Origin of the sequence: Streptomyces sp. NBC_00659 (assembly GCF_036226925.1) — a bacterium.
Lineage (GTDB): Bacteria > Actinomycetota > Actinomycetes > Streptomycetales > Streptomycetaceae > Streptomyces.
Genome location: NZ_CP109031.1, coordinates 495,838 through 521,303 on the forward strand (window position 1 = coordinate 495,838; position 25,466 = coordinate 521,303).

General features: G+C 69.7%; 21 protein-coding genes and 1 pseudogene. 14 read left to right on the forward strand and 8 right to left on the reverse strand.

The annotated features are described in order from the left end of the window. Genes OG410_RS01970 through OG410_RS01985 form a run of 4 tightly spaced genes read left to right on the forward strand, consistent with a single transcriptional unit; the run spans position 1 to position 4,619 of the window. Positions 1-960: an ABC transporter permease gene (locus OG410_RS01970; protein ID WP_329297462.1), complete on the forward strand. Its 960-nt coding sequence runs from the start codon at positions 1-3 to the stop codon at positions 958-960. Beyond that, entirely contained in the window at positions 957-1,880 is a 924-nt protein-coding gene (locus tag OG410_RS01975; protein WP_329297463.1) for an ABC transporter permease, read from the forward strand. The genes OG410_RS01970 and OG410_RS01975 overlap by 4 nt, the downstream gene beginning before the upstream one ends. Further along, complete coding sequence (locus tag OG410_RS01980; protein ID WP_329297464.1) at positions 1,877-3,556, forward strand: ABC transporter ATP-binding protein; 1,680 nt, start codon at positions 1,877-1,879, stop codon at positions 3,554-3,556. Before OG410_RS01975 ends, OG410_RS01980 begins: the two co-directional genes overlap by 4 nt. A gap of 13 nt (positions 3,557-3,569) precedes the next feature. Then, a complete protein-coding gene (locus OG410_RS01985; RefSeq protein WP_329297465.1) occupies positions 3,570-4,619 on the forward strand; it encodes an LLM class flavin-dependent oxidoreductase in 1,050 nt (349 codons plus the stop codon). Positions 4,620-4,824: 205 nt separating this feature from the next. On the opposite strand, the gene OG410_RS01990 is transcribed toward OG410_RS01985, so the two are convergent. Further along, positions 4,825-5,961, reverse strand: a complete 1,137-nt coding sequence (locus OG410_RS01990) for an LLM class flavin-dependent oxidoreductase (RefSeq protein ID WP_329297466.1) — start codon at positions 5,959-5,961, stop codon at positions 4,825-4,827. 850 nt (positions 5,962-6,811) lie between these two features. Here OG410_RS01990 and OG410_RS01995 point away from each other — a divergent pair. The 5 genes from OG410_RS01995 to OG410_RS02015 all read left to right on the forward strand — a co-directional run bounded on the left by OG410_RS01995 (position 6,812) and on the right by OG410_RS02015 (position 11,792). Further along, a complete protein-coding gene (locus OG410_RS01995) occupies positions 6,812-8,056 on the forward strand; it encodes an acyl-CoA dehydrogenase family protein (protein ID WP_329297467.1) in 1,245 nt (414 codons plus the stop codon). A gap of 300 nt (positions 8,057-8,356) precedes the next feature. After that, positions 8,357-8,833 carry an Asp23/Gls24 family envelope stress response protein gene (locus tag OG410_RS02000; RefSeq protein ID WP_329297468.1) on the forward strand — a complete coding sequence of 159 codons (477 nt, stop codon included), beginning with the start codon at positions 8,357-8,359 and terminating at the stop codon, positions 8,831-8,833. A 70-nt stretch (positions 8,834-8,903) separates the two neighbouring features. Next, a complete protein-coding gene (locus OG410_RS02005) occupies positions 8,904-9,215 on the forward strand; it encodes a DUF3040 domain-containing protein (protein ID WP_329297469.1) in 312 nt (103 codons plus the stop codon). A gap of 180 nt (positions 9,216-9,395) precedes the next feature. After that, positions 9,396-10,001: a PadR family transcriptional regulator gene (locus OG410_RS02010; RefSeq protein WP_329297470.1), complete on the forward strand. Its 606-nt coding sequence runs from the start codon at positions 9,396-9,398 to the stop codon at positions 9,999-10,001. A gap of 69 nt (positions 10,002-10,070) precedes the next feature. Then, positions 10,071-11,792 (forward strand): acyl-CoA dehydrogenase family protein, encoded by a 1,722-nt coding sequence (locus OG410_RS02015; RefSeq protein WP_329297471.1) that lies wholly within the window; start codon positions 10,071-10,073, stop codon positions 11,790-11,792. Positions 11,793-11,911: 119 nt separating this feature from the next. Here the strand turns inward: OG410_RS02015 and OG410_RS02020 are convergent. From OG410_RS02020 to OG410_RS02030, 3 genes and pseudogenes are all read right to left on the reverse strand, one after another. After that, positions 11,912-12,115, reverse strand: a pseudogene (locus OG410_RS02020) (DUF6000 family protein); the annotation flags it as partial. A 71-nt stretch (positions 12,116-12,186) separates the two neighbouring features. Further along, a complete protein-coding gene (locus OG410_RS02025; protein ID WP_329297472.1) occupies positions 12,187-12,564 on the reverse strand; it encodes a fic family toxin-antitoxin system, toxin component in 378 nt (125 codons plus the stop codon). Continuing rightward, positions 12,564-12,803: a hypothetical protein gene (locus OG410_RS02030; protein ID WP_329297473.1), complete on the reverse strand. Its 240-nt coding sequence runs from the start codon at positions 12,801-12,803 to the stop codon at positions 12,564-12,566. The genes OG410_RS02025 and OG410_RS02030 overlap by 1 nt, the downstream gene beginning before the upstream one ends. A 163-nt stretch (positions 12,804-12,966) precedes the next feature. On the opposite strand from OG410_RS02030, the gene OG410_RS02035 reads away from it, so the two are divergent. Continuing rightward, positions 12,967-13,845: a hypothetical protein gene (locus OG410_RS02035; RefSeq protein WP_329297474.1), complete on the forward strand. Its 879-nt coding sequence runs from the start codon at positions 12,967-12,969 to the stop codon at positions 13,843-13,845. Positions 13,846-13,914: 69 nt separating this feature from the next. Here OG410_RS02035 and OG410_RS02040 read toward each other — a convergent pair whose 3' ends face one another. From OG410_RS02040 to OG410_RS02055, 4 genes are all read right to left on the reverse strand, one after another. Next, positions 13,915-18,189: a discoidin domain-containing protein gene (locus OG410_RS02040; protein WP_329297476.1), complete on the reverse strand. Its 4,275-nt coding sequence runs from the start codon at positions 18,187-18,189 to the stop codon at positions 13,915-13,917. Between the two features lie 660 nt (positions 18,190-18,849). Next, positions 18,850-19,512, reverse strand: a complete 663-nt coding sequence (locus OG410_RS02045; RefSeq protein WP_329297477.1) for a fasciclin domain-containing protein — start codon at positions 19,510-19,512, stop codon at positions 18,850-18,852. A 99-nt stretch (positions 19,513-19,611) separates the two neighbouring features. After that, the gene (locus OG410_RS02050; protein ID WP_329297478.1) at positions 19,612-21,201 is read right to left on the reverse strand and encodes a molybdopterin-dependent oxidoreductase; all 1,590 of its coding nucleotides are present in this window, start codon (positions 21,199-21,201) and stop codon (positions 19,612-19,614) included. Between the two features lie 311 nt (positions 21,202-21,512). Beyond that, on the reverse strand, positions 21,513-22,538 hold the full coding sequence (locus tag OG410_RS02055; RefSeq protein ID WP_329303996.1) for an alcohol dehydrogenase: 1,026 nt from the start codon (positions 22,536-22,538) through the stop codon (positions 21,513-21,515). 213 nt (positions 22,539-22,751) lie between these two features. On the opposite strand from OG410_RS02055, the gene OG410_RS02060 reads away from it, so the two are divergent. The 4 genes from OG410_RS02060 to OG410_RS02075 all read left to right on the forward strand — a co-directional run bounded on the left by OG410_RS02060 (position 22,752) and on the right by OG410_RS02075 (position 25,464). Then, positions 22,752-23,300: a hypothetical protein gene (locus tag OG410_RS02060; RefSeq protein WP_329297479.1), complete on the forward strand. Its 549-nt coding sequence runs from the start codon at positions 22,752-22,754 to the stop codon at positions 23,298-23,300. 140 nt (positions 23,301-23,440) lie between these two features. Continuing rightward, the gene (locus OG410_RS02065; RefSeq protein ID WP_329297481.1) at positions 23,441-24,058 is read left to right on the forward strand and encodes a VOC family protein; all 618 of its coding nucleotides are present in this window, start codon (positions 23,441-23,443) and stop codon (positions 24,056-24,058) included. Positions 24,059-24,360: 302 nt separating this feature from the next. Beyond that, complete coding sequence (locus OG410_RS02070; protein ID WP_329297482.1) at positions 24,361-24,783, forward strand: hypothetical protein; 423 nt, start codon at positions 24,361-24,363, stop codon at positions 24,781-24,783. 81 nt (positions 24,784-24,864) lie between these two features. Next, positions 24,865-25,464 (forward strand): GOLPH3/VPS74 family protein, encoded by a 600-nt coding sequence (locus tag OG410_RS02075; RefSeq protein ID WP_329297483.1) that lies wholly within the window; start codon positions 24,865-24,867, stop codon positions 25,462-25,464. Positions 25,465-25,466: the final 2 nt, after the last annotated feature.

Here is a 25,466-nt window from a genome sequence, read left to right on the forward strand (position 1 = left end):
GTGCGCGGCTATGTACTCAAACGGCTCGCGCAGGCGGTCGGGGTGCTGTGGGCGGCGTACACCGTGTCGTTCCTGGTGCTGGACTACCTGCCGGGCGACCCGGTCACCGCGATGGCCGGTGCCGGAATGGACTCGGGGCAGGTCGATCCCCGGCAGATCGCCGCCCTGCGGCACGAGTACGGCTTCGACAAGCCGGTGCTCACGCAGTACGCCGAGTACCTCGGCCGCGCGGTGCGCGGGGACTTCGGCAACTCGGTCGCCACCGGCCGCCCGGTCGCCTCGACACTGGCCGACGCGCTGCCCCAGACCCTCCAACTGACGGCTTCGGCACTGCTGTTCGCGGTGGTCCTCGGCGGCGGGCTGGCGGTGACGGCCACGTACACCACACGGCGCTGGCTGCGGCAGCTGCTGCTGTCGCTGCCGCCGCTGGGAGTGTCCGTCCCGACGTTCTGGGTGGGGCTCCTGCTGGTCGAGGCGTTCTCCTTCCGGCTGCGCTGGTTCCCCGCGTTCGGCAACGACGGGCTGAAGGGGCTGGTGCTGCCGGCGCTGACCCTCGCGGTCCCGACCGGCGCTCTGATCGCGCAGGTGCTGGCCAAGAGTCTGCTCACCGCGCTCGACCAGCCGTATGTGGAAACCGCCCGCGCGAAAGGCGCGGGCCGCTGGCGGGTCCATCTGCGGCACGCGCTGCGCAACGCGTCCCTGCCGGCGCTGACGGTCGCCGGACTGCTGGTGGGGCAGCTGATCGCCGGTTCGGTCGTCGTCGAGACGGTGTTCTCCCGTGACGGCCTGGGCCGCGTGACCGCGGCGGCCGTCACGGCCCAGGACATCCCGGTGGTCCAGGGGGTGGTGGCGTTCGGCGCACTGATCTTCGTGACGACGAACCTCGTCGTCGACCTGGTCTATCCGCTGCTCGACCCCCGAATCGTGGTGGCCTCGGAGAGAAGGGCACGCATCGCATGAGCCAGAGTCTTGTCGACGACCCCGCCGAGGCCGCGCTCGGTCTCGTTCGGCCGGTGGGACCACCGCAGGATCCCGCACCAGGGCGCCGCGTCCGCGTACGGCGGGTGCTGCGGTTCCTGCTGCGCCGCCCCGGTCTGCTGCTGTCGATCGGCGTCCTCGTGCTGGTGGTGCTGGCCTCGTTCCGGCCGCAGCTGTTCACTTCTCGCGATCCGCTGACAGGGGTACCGGCGCAGAACTTCCGGGGCCCGAGCGGCGCGCACTGGTTCGGCACGGACGAGCTGGGGCGCGATGTGTTCTCCCGGGTGGTGCACGGCGCACAGCTGTCCCTGAAGGCCACACTGATCGCGGTGCTCGTGGCGTTCGTGGTGGGCGGCCTGCTCGGCGTGGTCGCCGGGTTCGTCGGCCGCTGGGTGGACGACGTGCTGATGCGCTTCGTCGACGTCCTGCTCGCCATCCCCGCGCTGTTCCTGTCGCTGGCCCTGGTGACCGCGCTGGGATACGGGACGGTGAAGGTGGCCGTCGCGGTCGGCATCGCCAGTGTCGCCTCCTTCGCCCGGGTCGCCCGCGCCGAGGTGCTCCGGGTGCGTCAGGCGGTGTTCGTCGAGGCGTCGCGCTCCTGCGGGGCCCGCTGGTACTCGGTGCTGGGCCGGCATGTGCTGCCCAACGCCGCGGGCCCGGTGATCGTCCTGGCCACGCTCGACTTCGGCGCCTCCATCCTGGCCGTGTCGGCGCTGAGCTTCCTCGGGTACGGCGCTCCCCCGCCGGCCCCGGAGTGGGGCACGTTGATCTCCGAGGGCCGCAACTACCTGGCCAACGCCTGGTGGCTGACCGCGCTGCCCGGACTGGCGATCGCCGCGACCGTACTGGCCACCAACCGCGTCGCGAGGGCGCTGGACGGCGAATGGTCCCGGCAGCGATGACCGACGAAGCCGAGAACGGTGAGGACATGACCACACCACTGCTGGAGATCCGCGGCCTGTCCGTCTCGTACCGCACCCGCGGCGGTGGCGGCGTGGCGGCCGTCCGGGGCGTGGATCTCGACGTATGGCCGGGACAGGTGACCGCGGTGGTCGGTGAGTCCGGCTCCGGCAAGAGCACGACCGCGCACGCGATCACCCGCCTCCTCCCGGACAACGGCGTCATCGACGCGGGCTCGGTGCGCTTCGGCCGGCACGACCTGGCCACGCTGTCGGAGGCGGAACTGCGCACCGTACGGGGGGCACGGATCGGGCTGGTGCCGCAGGACCCGACCGTGTCGCTCAACCCGGTCAAGCGGATCGGCGAACAGGTCGCGGAGGTGCTGCGCATCCACGGACTGGCGAACCGGCGCTCGGCCGCCGTCGAGGCGCTCGCCGTTCTGGACCGGGCCGGGCTGCCCGACGCCGCCGTCCGGGCCCGGCAGTACCCGCACGAACTCTCCGGGGGCATGCGGCAACGCGCCTTGATCGCCGTCGCGATCGCCGCGCGACCCGAGCTGATCATCGCCGACGAGCCGACCAGCGCGCTCGACGTCACCGTGCAGCGGGTCATCCTCGACCATCTCCAGCGCCTGGCCGAGGAGTCGGGCACGGCGATCCTGCTGGTGACGCACGACCTCGGGGTCGCCGCCGAACGGGCGCAGCGGCTGGTGGTCATGGCGCAGGGCCGGGTGGTGGAGGCGGGAGCCACCCGTGACGTCCTCGCCGATCCCCAGGACGCGTACACCCGGCACCTGCTGGCGAGCGCCCCGAGTATGACGACGGCTCGCCGCCGCCCGTCCGCGCCCGTGGCCACGGCGGACACGGTTCCTCTGGTGGAAGTGCGCAACCTGGTCAAGGAGTTCCGGCTGCCTCGCACCGCGGACGGGCCCCGGACCCTGCGCGCGGTCGACGACGTCAGCTTCGCCGTCCATCACGGGCAGACCCTCGCCCTGGTGGGTGAGTCGGGCTCGGGCAAGTCCACCACCGCCCGGCTGGTGCTCCGGCTGGCCGACGCGACCTCCGGGCAGGTCCTGTTCGACGGCGTCGACGTCACCACCGCCGGGGGTGCCCGTGCCAGGGTGCTGCGCCGCCGTGCCCAACTCGTCTACCAGAACCCGTACGCGTCCCTCGATCCGCGTTTCTCCATCGGTGAGGTGATCACCGAGCCGCTGCGTGCCTTCAAGGTCGGCGACCGTGCCTCGCGGCTGGCGCGGGCCCGCGAACTGCTCGACCGGGTGGCGCTTCCTACGGCCATGCTCGAACGCCGGCCGGCGGAGCTGTCCGGCGGGCAGCGTCAGCGCGTGGCGATCGCCCGTGCGCTCGCCCTCTCCCCCGACCTGGTGGTGTGCGACGAGCCGGTGTCCGCGCTCGACGTCTCGGTGCAGGCCCAAGTGCTGGAGTTGCTGGCCGAGTTGCAGGCCGGCACGGGGGTGGCCTACCTCTTCATCTCTCATGACCTGGCCGTCGTACGCCAGATCGCGCACCAGGTCGCGGTGATGCGGGCCGGCCGCGTCGTGGAGGCGGGTCCTCCGGAGGAGCTCTTCACCCGTCCCCGCCACGCCTACACCCGCGAGCTGCTCGCGGCGATCCCCGGCGGCCGGGTCCCCTCCCCCGCCGCCGAGCCCATCACGAGCTGAGGACGGGCCTCACATGACCACTCCCACCATCACGTCCCTTGCGTTTCTCACCCCGGGCAACTTCGCCGACGACGACCCGTACACCGGCCTTGAGGAGACGCTCCGGCTGTTCGAGTACGGCGAACGGTCGGGCTTCGACGGTGCCTGGATCAGGCAGCGGCACCTCGAACACGGTGTGTCCTCGGCGGCTGTGTTCCTCGCCGCGGCGGGCCAGCGCACCGAGCGGATCGAGCTCGGCACCGCCGTCATACCGATCGGCTACGAGAGTCCTTTCCGCCTCGCCGAGGATCTGGCACTGGCCGACGTATTGTCCCGGGGCCGGCTCCAGATCGGCTTCAGCACCGGCATGCCGCACGCCGAGCTGCTCGGAGACCTGGTGTACGACGGGGACTGGCGCGGTTTCGACCTCTCGTACGGCAGGATCGCCCGTGTCCTCGACAACCTGCGCGGCGACCATCTCGGCGGTCCCGACGCGGTCATCCACTCGCCGGGCAACGTGCAGCGTCCCCGTCTGCAACCGCACGATCCCGGTCTGGCGCACCGCATCTGGTACGGCGGCGGGAGCCTGCGCTCGGTCCGCTGGGCAGCGGAGAACGGCCTGAACCTGCTGTCCGGCAACATCGTCTCCGGTGAGGGCACCGACGACTTCACCACGGCCCAGCTCAATCTGCTGGCCGAGTACCGACGAGCGCTGTCCCAGCAGGGTGTGGAGCGTCCGGCACGGGTGGCCCTGGGCCGGGTGATCGTGCCCTTCGACGGCGCCGACACGGCCGGCCGGGCCCGTTACCGTGCCTACGCGGCCGGCCGCCGCGCCCGTACCCTGACACCTCAGGGCCCGAAGCGGACCCTGTTCGCCCCCGACGTGGTGGGCACGGCCGAACAGATCCTCGAGCAGCTGGCCGCCGACCCGGTCCTGGCGCAGGTCTCGGAGCTGCGCCTGGAGCTGCCGTACGAGTTCCACCGGGAGGAGTACGAACAGATCCTGCACGACACACGGCAGCTGATCGCACCCGAACTGGGCTGGCGTCCGGCCTCGTTGACGGTCCCGGAGCCGGTCCGCTGAGTCCGCTCGCCGGAGCCGGACGTTCGGTCGGACAGGCCCGGCTCCGCCTCCGTACCCGATCGCACCGGACGAGGCATGTCGTGGCGACGATCGGCGTGGGTGATTCCGTCCTGTCGGCGACGGTCGGAGCAGCGTGAACAGCGCCCCTCCCACCCCTCGACCGCCAGGCGCGCGTCGGCAGGCGAGGGGCGTCGTGCGTGGGGCGTCAGCCATGTACCGCCGCGAGATTCTGCGTGCCACGCGTCGCTCGCTCGGCGTCGCGCTTGGCGACCTCCTCGCGGACGATCGGGATCACGTACCGGCCGAAGTCGATCGCGTCGTCGAGCAGGTCGTAGCCGCGGGCGGAGAGAATGTCGACGCCCAGGTCGTAGTAGTCGAGCAGCGCCCGGGCGACCGTCTCCGGGGTTCCGACCAGGGCGTTGGAGTTGCCCGCGCCCCCCGTCGCGGCGGCGGTCGGGGTCCACAGGGCGCGGTCGTACCGCTCGCCCGCCTCGGCGATGGCGATCAGCCGCTGTGACCCGGAGTTCTGTGGCTGGCCATGGCCGTTGTGCCGTCTGGTGAGCAACTCGCCCTTCTCCTTGCGGGCCTTGATCGCGCCGACGGTGCGGTGGGCCTTCTCCCAGGCCAGTTCCTCGGTCGGGGCGATGATCGGGCGGAACGCCGCCTGGATACGGGGCGCTTCGGTGCGGCCCGCGGCCTTCGCGGCGGCCTTCACGGACTCGATCTGCTCGGCGGTCTTCTCCAGGGGCTCGCCCCACAGGCAGAAGATGTCGGCCTCGGCGCCTCCAGCGGCATACGCGGCGGGCGACGAGCCACCGAACGACACGCCGGGACGGGGATGCTGGACCGGAAAGACGTCGCTCACGAAATCGTGGAACCGGTAGTGCTCGCCTTCGTGATCGAACGGCTCGTGGGTGGTCCAGATCTTCTTGACGATCCGGATGTACTCACGGGTGCGGGCGTACCGTTCGTCCTTCGTCAGGGTGTCGCCCTCGCGGCCCTGTTCGTGGTCGTTGCCGCCGGTGATGAAGTGCACGGTGAGCCGGCCCTCGCTGATCTGGTCGAGGGTGGCGAAGGTCTTCGCGGCGAAGGTCGGGTACGAGACGTTGGGCCGGTGGGCGAGCAGGATCTGGAGGCGGTCCAGTCTGCTCGCGATGTAGGCGGCGGCCGGGGCGGGATCCGGCGATCCGGAACCGTAGGCGAACAACACCCGGTCCCAGCCGTTGTCCTCGTGGGCCCGCGCGAGCCGGAGCGTGTACTCCTTGTCGAAAGCGGCACCGGAGCGCGGGGCGGTCTCGGAGCCGTCATGAGTGGCGGCGATACCGAGGAACTCCACTGGCATGGGAGATGGCCCTTCTCGAGTCCTGTGGGTCGTGCCGTGGAAAGCGGGGCGAGGCAGGACTGAACACCCCGTGGAGGCACGGAATTTGACGATGCATCGGAGAGCTGGGACCCGGGTCGTTGATGGCACCGGGCACGTGCCTCGGGTCATGCCGGATGACGGCGGCGCGTGACAGGCCTCGCGGGACCGTCCGGACATCCGTGCAGCGTGTGCTCAGCGCACGCGTATGACGATGCCACGAAGGAGGAATCCGCCCACGACAGGATCACCAAGGGGGGACGGGCCGTTCATACGGCCCGCTGTCGCGTCAGGCGCGACAAGCGGCGGACCACACCCGGCCGAAGTCGATGTGGTCCCGGGTGACCAGGCGATGCTCGGCGTTCATGCAACTCATTCAGCAGTGCATCTGGCTTCCCGTCAACTACGGTCCGCATGCCGGACGACCGGGCGTGGCCGGTACTCATCGGGTCGCCTCTCCGCCCGTGGGACCGCTCCCCCTGATTTCCTATTGATTTACTAGGAAATCATTGACCGCGCGTCCCGAGGATGCGCAGGATGATGTACATGCCCCCCACGCAGCAGCGACTGGTTCGCCGTCGGCACGTCGACTTCGGTCGCGTCGCCAGCGCCGTCTGTTGCAGCGCGTAGGGCGCGCGGCACCCATACGTCGAGCGTGCCGCCACCCCTTCTCCCGCCCGGGCGATCACGCGATGCCGCCCAAGCCGAACCCGGGCACGGCTCACCGGCGCCGCGTCGTCACCGTACGGCGCTTGGACCACCAGTGCGTGCCCCGACCGGCAAGAGATTCCCGACACGGCACCTTGCCACCGACTTTGAGGAAACCACCATCATGGACGTTGTCACCGCGCCGCCGGGACCCGCCGCCGCATCCGACCGGACCGGACTCGAGCCGGCCGGACCCGGCCACGCACACTGGCTGCGTGCGGCCCGCGAGGCGGCGGAAGACCTGGCCACGGACGCGGTGGCCAGGGAGCAGGCGGGCAAGACCCCCTTCGACGAGGTCTCCCGACTGTGCGAGGCGGGACTGCTGACGCTGCTCGTACCGGCCGGCGCCGGAGGCGGCGGCGCGGACTGGGCGACGGCCTACGCCGTCGTCCGGGAGATCTCCGCCGCCGACGCCGCGATCGGTCAACTGCTCGGCTGTCACTACTTCCTGTCGTGGAGCGCGCTGTCCTTCGCCGCCTCCGCGCGCGCCACCGAGACCGCCCGGCGCTCCACGAAGAAGCCCTTCCTCTGGGGTGGCGGTCTCGCCCGCCAGGAACCGCCTCTGAGGCTGGCCAGGAAAGGCGGCGGTTACGTCCTGGACGGTCGGCAGAACTACGCCACGGGGGTCCTGGTCGCCGACCGCCTCGCCGTACGGGGCGAGCGGGTCGACACCGGCGAACCCTTCGCCGTCGTCGTCGATCCCGCCCATCCCGGTGTGCGGATCGACGCCGACTCGGAATCCTTCGGCCAGCGGCTCGCGGCCGGCGGCAGCGTGGATTTCGACGCTGTACCGGTCGCCGCCGGCAACGTCCTGGGATCCCTGTCCGCGGACGAGGACGTCCTGTCACCCCTGACCGCCTTCACCTCGCCGGTCGGACGCCTCCTCTCCGTCCAGTTGCTGCTCGGTATCGCCGAGGGAGTGCTCACCGAAGTACGCGAATACAGCCGGGCAGGCCACTCGCTCTGGCATCCCGGCTGGCCGGTCGGCTCTCCCTCGGACCCGCGGATCCTGACCCTGCACGGAGAACTCACCGTTCTCACCCGCTCCGCCTCGGCACTCAACGAGCAGGCGGTGCAAGCCGTACTGGGCGGACAGGCACGCGGCGAAGCCCTGAGCTACGACGAGTACGCGGAGATCTCCGTTCTCGTGACCATGGCCGAAGCCGCCGCGTCCAGGGCCGCACAGGAGTCCACCACCCGGGCCCTCGAAGTCATCGGCGCCCGCTCCGCGTCCTCACGGCTGGGCTTCGACCGCTTCTGGCGCAATGCGCGAACCGTCACCTTGTACGAGCCCGTCGGTGCCCGGCTCCGTGACATCGGGGACTACTTCCTCAACGGCGCGCACCCTCCGTTCGTCCTGCCCCTCTGAACGAGAGAGCGTCGAAACCGACCCGAATGCCGACGTACGCAAGGCCGCCGTACTGGCGCTGACCCACCACCGTGCCACCGAGGACGCCCGCGCGGCGCCGGCCACCGCGACAACGGACTCGGACGCGGATGTACGGGCCTACGCGGCGCGAGCACTGTGACGACGCCCCCGGTTCGAATGTTGCGCCATTCGCCCCAGATCGCACGAATTGAGCCATTCGTGTGACGATGGCGGAGGGACAAGGGCCGTCCCCCTTGAGTGTCACGCGAAGTGTCCGCACGGAAGACCGAGGAGGTCCTGATGACGGACCTGACCACCCGCTCCGCGGCCACCAGGAACGAAACGGGCGAGGCCACCGGGATCCGGCGCTCCGGCACCGGTGATCCGGGCGGCAAGGGACGGACCACCATCGCCGACGGCGTGGTGGCCAAGATCGCGGCGGCATCCGCACGCGATGTGCCCGGCATCCACGGCCTCGGCACAGGAATGACCCGGGCCCTCGGGTCCGTCCGCGACCGGGTGCCCGCCGGGCGTCCCGGTCAGACCCGCGGCGTGAGCGTCGAGGTCGGCGAACGGCAGACCGCGGTGGATCTCGACGTCGTCGTCGAGTACGGGTACCCCATCACGGACGTGATCGCGGACATGCGCGTCGCCGTGGTCTCCGCCGTCGAGCGCATGACCGGGCTGGAGGTCGTCGAGGTGAACGTCGCCGTCGGCGACGTGCGTCTGCCGGACGAACCGGACGAGGAACCGCAGGACGGCCCTCGCGTGACGTGACCCGCCGCCCCGGCGCCGGGGGCTCGCATCCACCGGCCGCCGTGGAAGAACGCTCAGGAGGTGTGTCGCCGTGACCGAAAGGGACCACGCGGACGGTCTCCGCCTCACAGCGCGCGAACGTGCCGCGCTGGCGGAGATCGAGAAGGGGCTGCGGCAGGACCACGCGCCGGCGCCGCACCGCCCGTCCGGCGGGCGCCGGCTGCCCGTCGCGGTCGCACTGATGCTGATGTGCTCCGTGGTCCTCGCGGTGGTCGGCATCCGCACGTCGAACACCGCGCTTCTCTGGTGCTTCGCGGTTCTGTGGCCGCTGACCTCGCTGCAGCTCGTCAGGTTGCTGGGCCGCTGGATCAGAAGCACGGGCCCTTTCACTCCATGGTTCTGACCAGTTCGCGGCCTCCGGGGCCGGCAGAGGAACTTCCCGGCTTCCTCGCGTGGGCAGGCCGGCAACATCTCCGTGATCTCACGTGGGGCGCCTTGGTGTGTGCGGCAGCCCGGGTGAGCCGTGTCTCACAAGGGCGGCAGCGCTTGTCTATGCAACGAGTTGCATAGAAAGCTGTGCGGTATGGCGCTCGAACACGCGATCCTCGTCTCCCTGCTGGAAAAGCCGGGGTCCGGCTATGAGCTGGCCCGGCGGTTCGAGCGGTCCATCGGCTACTTCTGGACCGCCACGCACCAGCAGATCTACCGCGTGCTCAAGCGCATGGAGAGCGAGGGCGTGCTCGCCGTCCGGGAGGTGCCGCAGCAGGGGCGGCCGGACAAGAAGGTGTACTCGGTCGCCGGCCCCGGGCGTGCCGTCCTCTCCGAGTGGCTGCACGAGCCGATCGAACCAGAGAGCATCCGTCACGATCTCGCGGTGAAGATCCGCGGCGCGGCCTTCGACGACCCGGCGGCGCTCGTCGACGAGGTCGAGCGGCACCACCGGATACACAGTGACCGGCTCGCGCGCTATCTCGCCGGGGAGCTGCGCGACTTCACCGGTCCTGACGCCCCCGCCCCTCTCGACGCCGGTCAGCAGCTCCAGCACGTCGTACTGCGCGGCGGCATCGCGTACGAGCGCATGACGATCGCCTGGCTCGACGACGTCCTCGCCACGCTCCGCACCCTCGGCACGACGACCGATGTCACGGGCGGCGACCCTCAGGACGGCCCCGCGCGGCAGTCGGCCTGACCCACCCCAGCTCCTCCGTCTCCCCGTCATGCAATCTCCAACCTCCCAACCCTCGGAAGGCGAACCTCTGTGACCACCACTCCGCTGCTGTTCAACCCGCGCACCTACGACCCGGCGCACTTCGACCCCGAGACGCGCCGGCTGCTGCGCGCCACCGTCGACTGGTTCGAGGAGCGCGGCAAGCGCCAGATCATCGAGGACTACCGCACCCGCGCCTGGCTCGGTGACTTCCTCGCCTTCGCCGCCAAGGAGCGCCTGTTCGCCACCTTCCTCACCCCGGCCTCCGCCGCCACGGACGAGGACCAGCGCTGGGACACCGCCCGGATCGCCGCGCTGAACGAGATTCTCGGGTTCTACGGTCTCGACTACTGGTACGCCTGGCAGGTGACCATCCTCGGTCTCGGCCCGGTCTGGCAGAGCGACAACGCCACGGCTCGCACGCGTGCCGCGGACCTCCTGTCCCAGGGCGAGGTGTTCGCCTTCGGTCTGTCCGAGAAGGCCCACGGCGCCGACATCTACTCCACCGACATGCTGCTGGAGCCCCAGGCCGACGGCGGCTTCCGGGCCAGCGGCTCCAAGTACTACATCGGCAACGGCAACGCCGCCGGCCTCGTCTCCGTGTTCGGCCGCCGCACCGACGTCGAGGGCCCGGACGGATACGTCTTCTTCGCGGCCGACAGCCGCCACCCGGCGTACCACCTGGTGAAGAACGTCGTCGACTCCTCCAAGTTCGTCAGCGAGTTCCGTCTGGAGGACTACCCGGTCGCCCCCGAGGACGTCCTGCACACCGGACGCGCCGCCTTCGACGCCGCCCTCAACACCGTCAACGTCGGCAAGTTCAACCTCTGTACCGCCTCGATCGGCATCTGCGAGCACGCGATGTACGAGGCCGTCACCCACGCGAGCAACCGGATCCTCTACGGCCGCCCCGTCACCGCGTTCCCGCATGTCCGCCGGGAGCTGGCCGAGGCGTACGTCCGTCTCGTCGGCATGAAGCTGTTCAGCGACCGCGCCGTCGACTACTTCCGTTCGGCCGGTCCCGAGGACCGCCGTTACCTTCTCTTCAACCCGATGACGAAGATGAAGGTGACCACGGAGGGCGAGAAGGTCATCGACCTGATGTGGGACGTCATCGCCGCCAAGGGCTTCGAGAAGGACAACTACTTCTCGCAGGCCGCCATCGAGATCCGGGGCCTGCCCAAGCTCGAGGGCACGGTCCACGTCAACCTCGCGCTGATCCTCAAGTTCATGCGCAACCATCTGCTGGAGCCGATCAGCCACCCCGTCGTACCGACCCGTCTCGACGCGGCCGACGACGACTTCCTGTTCCGGCAGGGACCGGCACGCGGACTGGGTTCGGTTCGCTTCCACGACTGGCGCGCCGCCTACGACGCGTACGCCGAGGTCCCGAACGTCGCCCGCTTCCGCGAACAGGCCGACGCCCTGTGCGAGTTCGTCACCACCATGGCCCCCGACGAGAAGCAGGGCCGCGACCTCGACTTCCTCCTGTCCGTGGGGCAGTTGTTCGCGCTGGTGGTGCACGGACAGCTCATCCTGGAGCAGGCGCGTCTGACGGACCTGGACGAGTCGGTGCTCGACGAGCTGTTCTCCGTGCTGGTCCGTGACTTCTCCGGGCACTGCGTCGAACTGCACGGCAAGGACTCCGCCACCGAGCAGCAGCAGGGCTGGGCACTCGGCGCGGTCCGGCGTCCGGTCGTGGACGAGGCGCGTTCGGCAGAGGTCTGGCAGCGCGTCGAGGCACTGTCCGGGACGTACGAGATGTCGCTGTAACAGCGCTGCCACGAGGTGGCCGTGCGCAACCGGCGCCTGTACAGCGCCGGTTGCGCACGACCTGCCGCCACACGATCGAATCTGGGCTCCGGCTGCCCGGGCCGCGGGCCGGAATCTCCCTACCCGAGGGTCCAGCCGTCGGCGAAGTCGCACCGGAGGTGGGCCAGGGAGTCGACCCACTGCGCCCAGAGGCCGTCGGGTCCGGCGAAGCGATCCGCGTGGTGGGTGCCGAGGTGGGCGTCGAGACGGAGCAGGTCGCCGATGCGCTCGCGGAACGATGTGCGGCGGTCGACGCCGATCAGCCAGGCGGCGGTCAGGCGCGCGGGTCACCGGACCGTCCAGCGCCCGCGTCGGGGACCTGTCCGGGCTAGTGCCGCGCCGGGGGCCGCGGGCGTCAGGTGGTGGTGGGCCAGGTCCGCAGCAGGGCGGCGATCTTCCCGGCGGTGCAGGCGGGGTCGAGGAGCAGGTCCCTGAGGGCGATGGCGTCCTCGCGTACGGGCTTGACGCCGATCCCGGCGGCTTCGAGGTACATGACGCCGCTGGCCGCGGCGACGGCGAGATTGGAGCGCTCCAGCCAGCGGCACCGGCCCAGGGTGTGCACCAGGGCGGCGGCTTTGGCGTAGGGGCCTTCGTAGACGGGTTGCTCGAACAGTTCGGCACGGTGGCGCGCGACCGCCGAGGCGGGAACGCCGTAGTCGTCCGGCGCCGGATCGTCGGCTCCGGCGGCCTCGGCCACCTGAAGGATCCAGGGAACGTCGATGTGCAGGTCCATCAGGCCGCGTGCGCTCCCCGAGCCGTCTGCTGGGCCTGTTCGACCTCGTCGAAGACACTCTGGTGTTCGTTCAGGAAGCGCGCGGCCGCGTCCACCGCACGGGCACGCAGGCCGCTGGTGTCGTCCTGCACCAGTCGGGCGAGATAGTCCCCGATACTCAGCCCCAGGTCGGCGGCTCGCTTCTTCGCGAGGTCCGCGATGTCCTCGTCCACACGCGCGCCCAGCTGTGTCTTCGCCATACCAGCATGGTAACAGCCGTTACCACCCAGGGGAGGGAAACGGGGAAACCTGCGGCTCCAGCACGTATCGCCCCCCGCTGGACCGAACGTCTGGCATGCCCTGGGCGTCACAGGTCTGGCGCCGGAATCGACTCCATTCCACCGTGTTCTTCTTGGGGGCATCATGCGGTCCGTCAAAATGCTCGTCACCCTCGGCCTGGTCGCCGCCGCCGTCGCCGGATGCGGCGACGACAGTGCACCCGCCGACAACCGTGTCCGCAACGCCGACACGGCCGAGCGTGCCCGCCGGGTCGCCACCGCCTGGGAGGGCTCCGAGGCGGCGCGTGTCTGGCGCCAGGGCTACTACCCGCTCGGCGACGCCGTCCAACTGCCCGACGGGGCCTTCCACAACGACGCCGACAAACGCGCCTACGCCTCCCAGAACTTCAAACTGCGCGCCCCCCTTCCCGACACAGCGAAGAAGCAGGCGAAGGTCCGGTGGCGCGACGGCGATTCGCTGACCCTCCCCCTCGCCTCGGCACGGGAGGCCTACGACAAGCTCGCCCGCGGCGGCAACTCCGGCCCGGCCCTCACCGTGACCGCTGCCCGGCTCGGCGAGATGACGGTGCCGACCAGCCGGGGGACGGCGACGGTGCCCGCCTGGCTCTTCACCGTCAAGGGCTACGACACTCCGCTCAAACGCGTCGCGGTCACGCCCTCGGAACTCCCCCGGTCCCCGATCGGGCCCGTACCCAATCGGACGGACGAACTGGGGCCGCTCGTCGGGCTGGACACCGTCGCAAAGGACGGCAGGACGATCACTCTGCGCGCCGAGCACGGAGCGTGCGACGACGGCCCGGCCGTCGATGTGCTCGAGGCCGAGGGCGGCGTGGTGTTCTCGGCCTCGATCCGTGGCACCTCCGACGGGCCGTGCACATCCGAGTTGCGGGTCAAGAAGGTGACGGTGAAGCTGCGCCACCCGGTCGGCGACCGCATCCTCCTCGACGCGTTCACCGGCAGGCCCGTTCCTCCCCGCCGGCAGTCCGCCCGACCCGCGCAGTGACCGCGCGGGTGCAGCACGGGGCCGCCCTCATGTGAGGGCGGCCCTGTACCGCTCGGTGTCGTCCGGCACCTACTCGATATTGATCCTGAAGGTGCTGGTCGTGTTGCGGACATCCTGGGCGTTGCCGCTCATCCGCAGGTTGCGGAAGGTGGCTTCGCCGACAGCCGGGCCCTGGCCGGGCTCCGGCAACTCGTTGGCCCAGATGCCGAATCCGGACTTGGCGTCGAAGGCGTCCCCGCTCTTCTTGGAGTCGGTGATGGAGACGTCGGTGAAGATGGTGTCCTTCACCGGGAACTGCGCTTGCCCGCCTACATAGTTGGTCTGGAACATGACGCCTCCGTAGGTGGAGTCGTCGATGTCGACGTCGTTGACCCGGATGCCCTGGAAGACCTTGGAGGCGGAGAACGCCCAGATGGCGGGGAAGACCTGCGAGCCCCAGAAGTGGCCGCCCGTCCTCTCCAGGGACACGTTCTCGATGGTCGTGGGCTCGGTCCCGAAGCCGTTCATCGGGTAGCCGAAGTCGAGCGAGGAGATCGTGACGCCGGAGTAGACCAGGGTGTCGGCGACGCGGAGGTTGCGGAAGGTGTTGTTGTAGCCGCCGTAGACGGCGATGCCGGCCGCTCTCCAGGTGAGCGTCGATGTCAGGTTCTCGTAGAGGTTGTTCTTCTCGTCGGCGCCTCCGGCGTCGATCGCCGAGAAGAGGGCGAAGCTGTCGTCGCCCGTGGCGCGCGCGTCGTTGTTGACGACGTGGTTGTCCGTGGAGCCGTTGGTCATGTTGACGCCGTCGGCGAAGGTGTCACGGATGCGGGCGTTCTTGATGGTCATGCTGTCGGTGTTGGCGCCCCAGTAGAGGCACACCATGTGCTCGACCCAGATGTTGTCGATGGTGATGTCGGAGACGTTGGAGAAGTCGAACACCTTGCCCGGGCCGTCGATCCGGGACGTGTAGTTGCCGAGGTAGGTGAAGCCGGCGAACGTCGAACCCTTGGCACTCGCCTCGGCCCGGAAGCCGATGTCGGTGTTCTCCTGCGAGGCGGGGGCGTGGAAGCGGGTGAACCAGGGCCCGGCCCCGACGACCTTGACCGCCTTGCCGTAGACCTGGAACTTGCCGGCCGTCTCGTAGTCACCGGCGGGCAGGTACACCCCGACCAGTTGGCCCGTGGTGTCCATGCGGACCTTGTCGAGGGCGTTCTGCACGTCCTGGTGGGTGAATCCGGCCGGGACCGCGTACGCGGCCGGGTCCGGGTTGGCGGCCGCCGTCGCCTGCTCGGTGTTGATGAAGTCGATGGCGTACGTGGAGGAGTTGGCCGCGTCCTTCTGGAGCCGGATCTTGGACCCGGCCTGGACGGTCCTGCCGAGTTGCAGGCTCGCCTCGTCGTAGATGTGCCGGGGGGCACCGGAGCCGGGCGAGTTGCCGGGCGCGGTCTCACTGCCGTACAGCCAGGCGTACTTCGAGGTGAGGTCGATCGCCTTGAGGAACTGGCCGTCCACGTACACGTCGAGCGTGGTCGTGGTGCCGTCCGGGATCGAGAAGCGGGTCACCAGGGTGTTGGTGGCCGCGCGGGTGGTCCATTCGACGTACTGGCCGGTCCCGTCGAGGGTCACCGCCTTGCGGCCGCTCGCCTCGCCGGCGACATCGCCGACGGTCCGGTTCGGTCCGACGGTCTTGGCACCGCCGCCGAGGGTGCCGTCCTCCGCCTCGTACATGTCGTACGGCATGTCGGCGCCGCGGCCGACGAACAGGTCCTGCGTGGTGGTGTTGTTGGTCCGCTTGACCGGGAGTTCGTTGGTGTCGTCGGCGATGACCGTCCTGACGGTGTATTTGCCGTTGACGGCCGTCCACGAGCCGAGGGCGACGGGCGCCGTCGTCCGGCCCGCGGCGATGGCACCGACGTAGGAGCCGCTGAGCGTCTTGACCGTGGCGCCCTTGGAGTCCTGGACCGTGAGGGTGACGCCGTGGGTGCCGGCGGCGGAGGCGACCGTGCCCTGGTTCTTGATGGCGACGGTGAACTTGACCTCGTCGCCCGCCGAGGCGCTGGAGGGACTCCAGGAGACCGGTGCGGCCAGGAGGTCGGAGCTGGAGACGGGCTTGACGACGAGGGCGTCGGAGCGGGTGAAGGTGTTGTCCGCCTCGTTCTGCTCGATCACCTTGTTCGCCGGGTCCACCTCGGCGCCGACCGGGTAACTGCCCGCGTCCCGGGCCCCGATGCTCGCGGTGACCGTCTTCGTCTCACCGGCCGCGAGCGCCGGGACATCGGCCGTGGCGACCTTGGTGCCGCCGAGGGTGAAGTTGAGGTCGGTGGCCTTGGAGGCCTTGGTCCCGCTGTTGGTGACGGTCGCCGTCAGGCTGATGGCGTCCGACTCGACCGGGGCCGCGGGCGCGTTGGTGATGCCGGTGACCTTGAGGTCGGGGTTGGCGGCCGGGGTGCCGATCACCTGGAACTCGGCGACCTGCCCGCCCGGGGCACCGGAGTTGGACGTGAACTTGAGCTGGATGTCTGCGGCGGTGCCGGAGACCGGGATGGTCACGGTGTTGCCGCCGGCCGGGTTGAACGTGTAGTCCTTCGCCGCGACGAGGCTGGTGAAGGCCGTCGCGTCCTGGTCACGGCCGAGCACCTGGATGTTCTGGGTCCGGGTCGACCAGGCGGCGTCCGGGTTGAGCTTGACGACGATCTGGCCGAGGTCGGCGTTGGCACCCAGCTTGGTGGTGAGGGTGGCCGGGTAGGCACCGCCCGCGCTCTCCCAATAGGTGCCGATCTGGCCGTCGTTGGCGTTGGCGGCGACATAGGTGAAGGTGGAGGAGGACGCCTCGATGGGCTTGCCCTCGGCGAGGTTGGATCCGGAACCGGTCGAGCCGGTCCGGGTGACACTGTTGCTGGCCGCCGACACGTTCCCGGCGGCGTCCTTCGCCTTCACGTAGTAGGTGACGGTGGCCGTCGCCGACGGGGTGTCGGTGTATGTCGTGACGTCGCCCGCCACGGACTTGGCGAGCCGGCCGTCGGCATAGACGTCGTAACCGGTGACCTTCACGTTGTCGCTCGACGCCTGCCAGGTGAGCTTCACATCGCTGCCGGACTGCGTGTAGGCGAGACTGCCGGGCGCCGTGGGAGCCTGCGTGTCCCCGCCCGATGCCGGGCGGGTGACGCTGTTGCTGTTGGAGGAGACGTTGCCCGCGGCGTCCTTGGCCCGCACGAAGTACGTGATGGCGCTGCCTGCCGGCTGTGTGTCGGTGTACGTCAGGACGTTCCCGGCCACGCTCGCCCGCAACTGGCCGTCGGCGTAGATGTCGTAACCGGTGACGGCCGTGTCGTCGCTCGCCGCGCTCCAGGTCAGCTTGATCTGCCCGGTGGCCGGCTCGGTGTAGCCCAGGTTCGACGGCGCGGTCGGCGCCTGGGTGTCGCCCGTGGCCGGCCCGTAGACCTCCAGCTCGGACAACTGCCCTGCGGGCCAAGCGCTGTTGGCGGTGAAGAGCACCCGCACGTACCGGGTCGTGACGGTATCGAGGGCGATGGTCGCCGACTGGTCGCCGGAGCTGTCGAAGGTGTACGCCTTCGAGGCCGTCAGGTCGGTGAAGTTCTGGTTGTCGGTGGAGCCCTGGACCTTCAGGGTCTGGCTGCGGGCGGGCCAGCCGCCGGGGAGCCGCAGCGTCGCCTGGTTCACCTTGACCGACGAGCCGAGGTCGACCTGGAGCCACTGCGGGAAGGCGTTGTTGGTGGACTCCCAGTAGGTGTTCCGGTTGCCGTCACCGGCGTTGGCGGCGGGGTACACGTCGGCGTGCCCGCTCTCGCTGAAGGGCTTGCCCTGCGCGAGGTTGGGGGTCGAGGCGGCGGTCGTGAGGACCTGCATCTCGGCGAGCTGGGCCGTCGGGGCCACCGAGTTGCCGCTGAAGTCGGCCCGTACGTACCGGGCGAGGGTCGCGGGGAAGGAGACCTTCACCGTGTTGCCGTTTCCGGGGCTGAAGACGTACTGCGCCGACGACTTGAGCGTGGCGAAGCTCTTTCCGTCGGCGCTGCCCTGAAGCGCCAGCGTCTGCTTGCGGGTCCCCCAGTGCTCGGGCAGCCGCAGCACGACCTGGCGGACACGTCTGGTCCGCCCCAGGTCTGTCTGCACCCACTGGGCCGACTTCTTTCCGGCCTGCCAATAGCTGTCGGCGTCACCGTCGGTGACCTTGGCGGCCGTGTGTGCGCCGCGGGCGCTGCCGGCCTTGGTGACGGCGTCCGCGGCGGCGTTGGGGCCGCCTGCCGCGTGGGCGCCTACGGCGGGCAGGCCCAGAACCATGACGAGGGAAGCCAGGGCGGCGGTCGCTGCGCGGCTTCTCCAGGATCTCGGCTTGTGTGGAGTCATGCGGGGTTCACTCCCTGCGGAGGTTCGCGCGCCGGAGGGGCGGCGGGGTCGGCTCGTTCCTGGGCAGAGCGGTGGCGCGGTACGACGAACGGCAAGAGTCGGCTGCGCGGCGCACGACATCCCCAACCGGGGATACCAATGCGCAGCTTCTTGCGTTGTTTCATCGCAATATTGCAGAGCACTGCGAGCCCGTCTACCGTCATGACGTCACAAGTTTCACCGTCAACACCCGCGCATCAACGGGACAAGGACTCGCCGAGCACTCCCTCCAGACCAATGAATGGGGCAATTCATGAGGCTCTCCGGACCAAGAGAAGCCACAATGCAAACGAGCGCAATTCACGCAAGTTCTTGCGCGATTGCGCAGCGACACGGAAGCCACCCACGCCACTGGGTGCCCGGAACTCGCTGATGGGGGCGGCCGAGGCAGGACGGAAGGGCTCTCGGCGACATGACCGTTCACAACGCCCACAGAAGCCTGACCGTGCCCGTCGCCCCCGACACCGCCGCTTGCGCGGACGCCCTCGAAGTCGCCACCGCGTACTGCTCCCCCGCACCGCTCGACCACTCGGTGCGGTCGAACCTGACGAACGAACCGCCGTCCAAGAGGGCTGGTCTGCAGGACATCGAGGCCCGCGGACCAGCCCAGAGGATCACCTGTCAGCTCTTGGGCATCAGGACTGTGTCGACGATGTACACGTTGGCGTTCGCGGTTTTCACGTTGCCGCAGACCACCTTGGCGGAGTCGTTGACCGTGTAGGACTCGCCCGAACCGGAAGTCGTGATCTTCGACTTCTCCAGGGTGGTGAAGGAGCCGTTCTCCAGGTCCTTCGGCGTCAGCTTCTGGCCGACGACGTGGTAGGTGAGGATCTTCGTGAGCTGGGCCTTGTCGTTGAGGACCTTGTCCAGGGTCGCCTTCGGGATCTTGGCGAAGGCGTCGTCGGTCGGCGCGAACACGGTGATGTTCTGCGCGTTGTTGAGGGTGTCGACCAGGCCCGCCTTCTGCACCGCCGCCACCAAAGTGGAGAGCGCCGGGTTGTTGGAGGCGGCGGTGGCGACCGGGTCCTTGGCCATGCCGTCGAAGGACCCGGCGCCGTTCTTCGGGACGGAGGAACAAGCCGGGCCGAACGGCTGGTCGATGCTGCTCGCGCTGCTGCCCGAGCCGGCCATGTCGTCACTGCCCGTTGCCGCCGAAGCCGCCGCCGTACCGGCGGAATCGGACTTGTCCGAGTCACCGCTGCCGTTGGAGCAGGCGGTCAGGGCCAGGGGCAGTACGGCCGCCGCGGCGAGAAGGCCGGTGGTACGGCGGATACGCGTGTTCATCATGTTCTCCTGTTGGAAATGCAGCACGATGCGGCTGCGTTCGGGTTGCGCGGAAAGGTGGTTCGGAAGGACACGCGGCCTGTCATGAGGCGGGCGTGGCTACTCGACGGTGACGACGACGGAGTGCCGTCCGCCGGCACCGTCGGGGATGGTGCGGGTGCGTCCGGCGGTCTGTACGGCGCCGGTGCGGTCGGTCGCGCGGACGGAGAGGGTGTGGCCGCCTCGGGTGGCCTGCCAAGGCATCGACCACTGGCGCCATGTGTCGCGGGTGTCCTCCGCGGCCAGGTGGGCCTTCTGCCAGGGGCCGTCGTCGACGCGGACTTCGACCTTGTCGATGCCTCGGTGCTGGGCCCAGGCGACGCCGGCGATCATCACGGTGCCGGCCTTGGGCCGGGCGAAGGGCTTGGGGGTGTCGATACGCGATGCGGTCTTGACCGGGGCCCTGCGGGCCCAGCCGCGCTTGACCCAGTACGGGTCGTAGGAATCGAAGGTGGTGAGCTCGATGTCCTCGATCCACTTGCAGGCCGAGACGAACCCGTAGAGGCCCGGGACGACCATCCGCGCCGGGAAACCGTGCTCGAAGGGCAGCGGTTCGCCGTTCATGCCGAGGGCGAGCATCGCGTCGCGGCCGTCCATGAGTTCCTCGACCGGGCTGCCGATCGTCATGCCGTCCACCGAACGCGCCACCAACTGGTCCCCCGGGCCACCCCGGGACGGGGGCCTCACACCGCACTCGGCCAGCAGGTCGGCCAGACGTACGCCGGTCCAGCGGGCGTTGCCCACATAGGGGCCGCCGACCTCGTTGGAGACACACGTCAAGGTGATGTCCCGCTCGATGAGCTCCCTGTGCAGCAGGTCGTCGAACGAGTACGTGGCCGGACGGCTCACCCCCTTGCCGTGGATACGCAGCCGCCAGCCGGTGGCGTCCACCTCGGGCACCACCAGCGCGGTGTCCACCCGGTAGAAGGCGCCGTTCGGGGTGAGGAAGGGGCTGACGCCGGGGACGCGCAGTCCAGCGCCTCCGGGTACCGGTTGCGCCGGTGACCGAGGGGCCGGCAGCACGACCCTCTCACGTGAGGCGACCGCGTCCCGGCCGCGCGAGGTGTTCAGTGACCGGCCGACCACGCCCACCGCGGCCGAGGCCGCCGCGGCAGACGCCGCCGCCAGGACGAACCCCCGTCGGTCCCATTCCTCGCAAGCGGGCGAGCCGTCTCCCGCTTCCTCGGTCACGGACGCGGGCGGCGCCGGTGACCGTCTCACCGCGGTCAGGCGGCTCACCAGAACGTTCAGAAGCAGGGCCCCTGCCATGGCCCCCAGGACGGAGGGCAGCGCGTCGGTGACGCCGGCCGAGTCGGGCCGGCTGACGGCCGCCGTCGCGCCCACGACCCCGAAGAGAAGGACCCCGGCGGTTCCGACCCGCCGAAACCGCACCGCCGGCGCGCCCAGCGCCAGAGCCGAGACAGCCAGCACGACGAGGATGCCGAGCTGCAGTACGAGCTTGTCGCTGGTGCCGAAGTGGCGGATCGCCCAGTCCTTCACCGGAGCGGGTGTTGCGTCGACGGACGCGCCGCCCACCGCGATGACCGGACTGGACTGCGGACGCACCGCCGCGGCGACCAGTTCGGCCACCGCCAGTGCGGCGAACGCGGCCAGTGCCCCGCTCAGCGCACCCAGCGCCGAACGCGGCATGCCTGGCCGTACTCGCTGATCCTTCTCTTCGTCCCTCACATGGGGAATCCGGTTCTGCCCACCGGACGGATTGGCCCACCCACCTGATCGGATGAAAAGAGATCTCCCACCAATCCACCCCGCTTGCGGCAACGGACCAGACAGTTGCGACGCCGCCGGTCATCACCGTCTTGCCCGCTGAGCCAGTTCCTCCGGGCGTGCCGGGTGGAGTTCGGTACCGGACACGGCGGGCTGTACCGGTGCCTTTGCAGGAGCCGCCGGTTCACAGAACGGTCAGGTCACATCATGACCGTCGCCCGGGCCTGCCGGAGTCAGCCAGGTGTGAGCACCATCCGGAAGCGGGCGGCTCCGGAGAGCATCTTCCGGAAAGCCTCATCGGCGTGGTCCAGCGGTACGGTCTCGGTCATCGGCCGGATGCCATGCAGGACGCTGAAGGCCATGGTGTCTTCCACGTCCTGCGAAGTGCCGGATGGATGGCCGCGGACGACACGGCCGCTGAGAAGCAGTTGGGCGGGGGCGATGCTCATGGGTGAGGGATCCGCTCCGATGACCACCAGCTCACCTCGCGGTGTCAGGCCTTCCACGGTCGCACTGATGGCCTGGGAATTTCCGGCAGTGGCCAGCACGGTCCTCGCACCGCCGAGGGCCTGCAGCGCCTCCGCGACCGGGACGTCCGACGTGCTGTCGATGTAGTGGTGGGCGCCCAGCCGCTTGGCGAACTCCGCCTTCTCGGCGCCGCGGGCGATCCCTACGGTCTCGAAGCCAAGGGCGAATGCGTACTGGAGGCCGAGGTGACCCAGGCCGCCCAGACCAAGGACGGCGACGAGGTCTCCGGGCTCAGCGGGGCTGCGTCGCAATCCGTTGAAAGTCGTCACGCCAGCACATGCCATGGGCCCCGCGTCAGTTGCCGCGAGATCGTCAGGGATTCCGGCGAGCGCGTCGGCGGGCGCGATCATCTTCTCGCCGAAGCCTCCGTCGTAGGCCCAGCCAGGGACTTTCAGGTTTTCACAGACGATGAAGTCGCCTTGGCGGCAGCGTGTGCAGTGGCCGCAGCTACCGCCGAACCAGCCGACCGCCACTCGGTCGCCCACCTGCCACCCCCGCTCGTGCACCCCGTCGCCCAGTTCCTCGATGTGCCCGGCGATCTCGTGTCCAGGCACCTCCGGGAACGAGACACCAGGTAGACGACCCTCGACGAAACTGGCGTCGCTGTGGCAGACACCGCACGCCTCCACGGCGATTCTGACGTGTCCGGGGCCGGGCTGCGGCACCTCTCGCTCGACGATCTCGAAGGTGCCGCCCGGGGCGGTTACCTGCGCGACTCGGTAGCTGTTCATTGGTCCCTCCGATGGACGCATGCAAGGGCCTGGTTCCAGGGCAACAGGTCTGGGGCGATTACGCGCGTCGAGTCCTGCCGCGGACGTTCTCCTCGTGCGCACACGTCCTGGCCGCCGGATACTCGATGGGGGCTCGATGCCTCCCCGCCGCAGTCCAGACGCTGAGGAACATCGGGCTTCCTTCCCGGCCCCCACCGATGAGGAGATTGCGTCATGCGCTCCCAAAGGAATCCGCTGACTCCTCTCGAGGCGGTGACGGCCGGCCTGCTGGCCGGGGCGGTGGGAACGGTGTGCCTGGATGCCGTCCATTACCTGAAGTACCGTCGCGCAGGCGGGACGGACAGCCCGCTCGCCTGGGAATTCGCACCGGTCGAGAGCTGGGAGAAGGCCCCTGATCCCGGGCAGGTGGCGAAGCGGGTGATCGAGGGCTTCACCCAGCGCCGGCTTCCTGATGATTCCGCCTGGCTCACGAGCACCATCGCTCACTGGGGCTACGGATCAGCGGTCGGCGCGGCCTACGGCATCCTGGCCGGATCACTGCCCAGACCCTCCCCCGTGTACGGCGTGCCTTTCGGTGCCGCGGTGTTCGCCGGTGACTACGTCGCCTTGCCGATCGCAGGGCTCTACAAGCCGATCTGGCAGTACGACGCCAAGGTCCTGGCCCGGGATTTCGGTGCGCACGTCGCCTACGGCACCGGCACCGCAATCGCCTTCTGGCTGCTCAGCCGACTCGGCACCGGCATCGTCGGCCGGAGACCGTAAGCCGCGTGCCGGCCACGGGCCGATGCCCATGCGCGTCACGGCTCCCTGCCGATGGGTGCGCGGTTCCTCCTGGGCCGCCGTCCAAGCATCGTGAGCCCACTGATCACGCCCATCTTGTACGAGCGCAGGAAGTATCAGTCATGGACATGAAACTCGAAGTCGTGGTGGTGCCGGTGTCCGACGTCGACCGGGCCAAGAGCTTCTACACGCGATTGGGCTGGAGGCTGGACGCGGACATCGCCCCGGACGAGAACTTCCGGGTGGTGCAGATGACGCCGCCGGGCTCGCCGGCGTCGGTCATCTTCGGCACCTCGGTCACGTCCCAGACGCCGGGCTCGGCTCAGGGCCTGCAACTGATCGTGGACGACATCAACGCCGCACACGACGAGCTGAAACGGCTCGGCGCCGAGCCGAGCGAGGTGTTCCACGACGCCGGCGGGGTCTTCCACCACGCCGGAACAGACGCCCGGCTGCCGGGGCCGGATCCGCAGCGCACGAGCTACGGCTCGTTCCTGTCCTTCGGTGACCCGGACGGCAACGGCTGGATCCTGCAGGAGATCACCACCCGGCTCCCGGGACGCCTTGACCCCGCGACCACGACGTTCGCCTCCGCGGAGGACCTGGCGAGCGCGCTGCGCCGCGCCGCGGCCGCGCACGGGGAGCATGAGGCACGCATCGGCGCGGAGGACCCGAACTGGCCGGACTGGTACGCCGAGTACATGGTGCGCGAGCAGGCCGGGACCGAACTGCCGTCGTGACCGCATCGTCCTGTTGAGAACTCCTGTGACAGCCGGCGTGGGGCTGGATCGATCGCTGTCCGGTACCGGTCCCGGACACGGTCACACACGTGCAGGCCAGGAACCTGCTGGTGCGCAGTGCTGGGCGCAGGTGCATTCTGAAAGGTGAGCGTTCCGGTCAGTGAGCCTGCCCAGCAGGCCCTTACGTGGCCTCGGCAGGGCCGGGTCTGCGAACCAGCGTCGACGAAGCGAGCCAGGCACCCGCGAGGTGCGTACCGATGGCCGCCGGCAGACAACGGTCATCTCGAACCAGGGAGCAGGTCATGCCATCCCTACACTTCCACGTGGATTCCTCGATGAGCCCGGGGGAGGTGATGGGCGTGCTGACGAACTTCAGCCCCTCCCGTGTCGAGGAGTGGCCCTCCATCGATGCCGAGCACTTCCAGGTCCACGAGCGGGGCGATACCTGGGCGGAGGTGACCGAGGGGAACGAAAAGTCGTGGGAGCGTGCACGCTACGAATGGGACCCCTCGGCGAACAGGGTCACGGTCACCACTCGGGACTCGGTGCCCTTCGGCTCGGGGGGATGGCAGTTCCAGATGACCCCCACGGATCACGGGACCCGCGTCGACGTCAGACTCGAACGGCACCCCGACTCGTTCACATCAAAGATGAAGTCCTCGATCATTCCCTTCGCCGGTCCGGTGTTCCGCAAGTCCTTCAAGGAACCCCTGCACACCGTGTAGTCGCGTGGAGGCCGCCGACGACCGTCTCGTAGGCGAGGACGGGCCTGCCGGAGCGGGCCCCTCCTCCGAGGGGAGCCGTTCATGACCACGGCGAAAGATCTGTTCATCATCGCCTTGGACCTGAAGCATCCCGTGGGGCAGGGTGACCTGTCCCTCGCACTCGCGGGTGCCGAGCTGATCGATCTCATCGGTGCAGGGGCGGTCGCTGTGGACGGCGACCGGATCGTGCCGGCTGGACCGCCGCCGCCGGGCGATCGATTCCTGGGCGAGGCTGCGGCAGCTCTCACTCAGGAGGCCCCCCACGAGCGGATCGCGGACTGGCTGTGGCGCCGGGGCCGAGACCTCGCGGCCGCATACCAGGCCGACCTGGAGCAGAACGGTGAGCTGAAGCCACAGCGAAGCAGCCGGTTGTCCTTCGGCCCGGAAAGCCTGGAACCGGTCGATACGCCCGCGCGCCGCCGGGCAGCCGACCGCTGGAAAGAGAAGGAACCCGTCCTGACCGCCCTCGCCGCAGTCCTGGGCACCGACGACGAAGGATCCGACGACGAGACCGACCTCGATGACGAGGCCGTGACGATGGTGGTGGCCGCCGTCCACGACGCGGTGATGGAGCTGGAGGCCGTACGCCAGCGGCGAACCATCGAGAACGCGGCCTTCGCCAACCTCTGGCGCGGACCGTGAGC

Excerpts from the sequence above, each read along its gene's own strand:
- OG410_RS02045 (WP_329297477.1), bottom strand. The coding sequence starts at position 19,512 with ATGAACACGCGTATCCGCCGTACCACCGGCCTTCTCGCCGCGGCGGCC.
- OG410_RS01990 (WP_329297466.1), bottom strand. The coding sequence starts at position 5,961 with ATGCCAGTGGAGTTCCTCGGTATCGCCGCCACTCATGACGGCTCCGAG.
- OG410_RS01985 (WP_329297465.1), top strand. The coding sequence starts at position 3,570 with ATGACCACTCCCACCATCACGTCCCTTGCGTTTCTCACCCCGGGCAAC.
- OG410_RS02060 (WP_329297479.1), top strand. The coding sequence starts at position 22,752 with ATGCGCTCCCAAAGGAATCCGCTGACTCCTCTCGAGGCGGTGACGGCC.
- OG410_RS02010 (WP_329297470.1), top strand. The coding sequence starts at position 9,396 with ATGGCGCTCGAACACGCGATCCTCGTCTCCCTGCTGGAAAAGCCGGGG.
- OG410_RS02030 (WP_329297473.1), bottom strand. The coding sequence starts at position 12,803 with ATGGCGAAGACACAGCTGGGCGCGCGTGTGGACGAGGACATCGCGGAC.
- OG410_RS02065 (WP_329297481.1), top strand. The coding sequence starts at position 23,441 with ATGGACATGAAACTCGAAGTCGTGGTGGTGCCGGTGTCCGACGTCGAC.
- OG410_RS02025 (WP_329297472.1), bottom strand. The coding sequence starts at position 12,564 with ATGGACCTGCACATCGACGTTCCCTGGATCCTTCAGGTGGCCGAGGCC.
- OG410_RS02000 (WP_329297468.1), top strand. The coding sequence starts at position 8,357 with ATGACGGACCTGACCACCCGCTCCGCGGCCACCAGGAACGAAACGGGC.
- OG410_RS02035 (WP_329297474.1), top strand. The coding sequence starts at position 12,967 with ATGCGGTCCGTCAAAATGCTCGTCACCCTCGGCCTGGTCGCCGCCGCC.
- OG410_RS02075 (WP_329297483.1), top strand. The coding sequence starts at position 24,865 with ATGACCACGGCGAAAGATCTGTTCATCATCGCCTTGGACCTGAAGCAT.
- OG410_RS02040 (WP_329297476.1), bottom strand. The coding sequence starts at position 18,189 with ATGACTCCACACAAGCCGAGATCCTGGAGAAGCCGCGCAGCGACCGCC.
- OG410_RS01975 (WP_329297463.1), top strand. The coding sequence starts at position 957 with ATGAGCCAGAGTCTTGTCGACGACCCCGCCGAGGCCGCGCTCGGTCTC.
- OG410_RS02055 (WP_329303996.1), bottom strand. The coding sequence starts at position 22,538 with ATGAACAGCTACCGAGTCGCGCAGGTAACCGCCCCGGGCGGCACCTTC.
- OG410_RS02050 (WP_329297478.1), bottom strand. The coding sequence starts at position 21,201 with ATGCCGCGTTCGGCGCTGGGTGCGCTGAGCGGGGCACTGGCCGCGTTC.
- OG410_RS01980 (WP_329297464.1), top strand. The coding sequence starts at position 1,877 with ATGACCGACGAAGCCGAGAACGGTGAGGACATGACCACACCACTGCTG.
- OG410_RS01995 (WP_329297467.1), top strand. The coding sequence starts at position 6,812 with ATGGACGTTGTCACCGCGCCGCCGGGACCCGCCGCCGCATCCGACCGG.
- OG410_RS02070 (WP_329297482.1), top strand. The coding sequence starts at position 24,361 with ATGCCATCCCTACACTTCCACGTGGATTCCTCGATGAGCCCGGGGGAG.